This is a genomic window from Thermoplasmatales archaeon (assembly GCA_014361195.1).
GTDB lineage: Archaea > Thermoplasmatota > E2 > UBA202 > JdFR-43 > JACIWB01.
Genome location: JACIWA010000018.1, coordinates 1 through 1,764, shown reverse-complemented (window position 1 = coordinate 1,764; position 1,764 = coordinate 1). Strand labels below are relative to the sequence as shown.

Genomic DNA, 1,764 nt, shown 5'->3' with positions numbered 1-1,764 from the left:
TCTTTAAAGGCTTTAAGCATCTTGAAACAGAATATGCGATTATGATGGATGCTGACGGAACCTACCCCCCAGAAGATTCAATCAAACTCATAAAATTACTTAAAAAAGAAAATGCAGATGTTGCATTAGGATCAAGACTAAAAGGTAGAAGAGAAGACGGTGCAATATCTAAGACAAACTTAATTGGCAATTTTATCTTGAGCTTAATAGCCAGCATACTCTACCAAAAAATTAGTGATGTTTGTACAGGCCATTGGGCCTTCACAAGAAGGGCGATCCAATACATTTTAGAAGAAGAGCTAAATTATCCTGGGTTTGAACTTGAAGCTGAGATGTTCTCCAAATTTTCAAAGGCGGGATTCAAGATTGTTGAAGTCCCAATATCATATAAAAGGCGGAAGACTGAACCGAAGCTTTCATCACTTAAAGACGGTTTCAAAATTTTTAAAACACTTATCATTGAAAAAATAAGATGAAATACGGTGATTTTAGTGAAAATAGCATTCATTTATGATGGAGCATACCCATGGAACAAGGGAGGGGCGGAAAAAAGACTTTATGAGATTGGAAGGCGCCTTGCAGAAAGGGGTCATGAAGTCCATTGGTATTGTGTGGGTTGGTGGCTGCCCCAGGAAGAAAAAAGGGACATCGAATTTGACGGTATAGAATATCATGGTGTCTGCAGGCCATTACAATTATATGTAGATGGTAGAAGATCCATAAAAGCAGCGCTTAAGTTTTCTATAAGCTTGATAGGGCCTCTCCTACAAGAGGAATTTGATGTAATAGACTGTCAGAATTTCCCATATTTTTCATGTTTTTCTGGGAAATTTACTTCCATCATTAATAAAAGTAATTTCATTATCACTGTTTTGGAATATTGGGGGGATTATTGGTATGAATATCTCGGTAAAATAGGAGTGTTTGGTAAAATAATAGAGAAATTAACCTTCAGATTATCTAAAAATGTTATAACGATTTCTAATCAAGTTAAAAATGATTTAAGTTTTTATGATGGCTCCGTATATGTGATACCTGATGGTGTGCCTTTTGACACGATATCTAATGTTAAACCTTCAATGGAAAAATCTGATGTGATATTTGTAGGCCGCTTAATTAAGCATAAAAATGTTGATATTCTTTTAAAAGCGTTGAATCTTATAAAAAAGGAAGGTTTAAATATAAGATGTTTTATTATTGGTGATGGTCCTGAAAGGAAAAATTTAGAAAAGCTTACAAAAAAGTTGGATCTTAGAGAAAATGTCAGATTTCTTCATAAAGTTTCTAGGGATGATGATGTTTATGCTTATATGAAGTCTTCAAAAGTTTTTGTTTTTCCTTCAACTAGAGAGGGCGCAGCTCTTGTCACACTAGAAGCTAATGCAGCCGGTTTGCCGGTGATTACAATCGACCATCCATTAAATGCGAGTCGAGAGCTTATAAATAATAAAAATGGCATGCTTTCTGATTTATCCCCTTATGATTTGAAGGATAAAATAATTTTCATGCTCAATCACTATGAAGATTTTAAAGATGAGTGTATAAGTTTTGCAAAGGATTATACTTGGGATAACATTGCAAAATTAACAGAAAGGGTATACAAGGAGGTTTTAAAATGAAAAGTGCACTTATAACAGGCATCACGGGACAGGACGGAGCATATTTGGCTAATTTTCTTATAAAAAAAGGATATGAGGTTTATGGTATTTATAGGAGGCTTTCAACTCCAAATTTTTGGAGGCTCCAATACCTCGAAGTTTTTGA

General features: G+C 34.6%; 3 protein-coding genes. All 3 read left to right on the top strand.

What is annotated here, in order from left to right; translation table 11 throughout:
* On the top strand, positions 1-476 hold a 476-nt coding region (locus H5T44_06375), incomplete at its 5' end, for a glycosyltransferase (GenBank protein ID MBC7081845.1).
* A 15-nt stretch (positions 477-491) separates the two neighbouring features.
* Positions 492-1,619: a glycosyltransferase family 4 protein gene (locus H5T44_06370; protein ID MBC7081844.1), complete on the top strand. Its 1,128-nt coding sequence runs from the start codon at positions 492-494 to the stop codon at positions 1,617-1,619.
* Positions 1,616-1,764: GDP-mannose 4,6-dehydratase (locus H5T44_06365; protein MBC7081843.1), on the top strand; the 149-nt coding region annotated here is incomplete at its 3' end. The genes H5T44_06370 and H5T44_06365, both read left to right, overlap by 4 nt.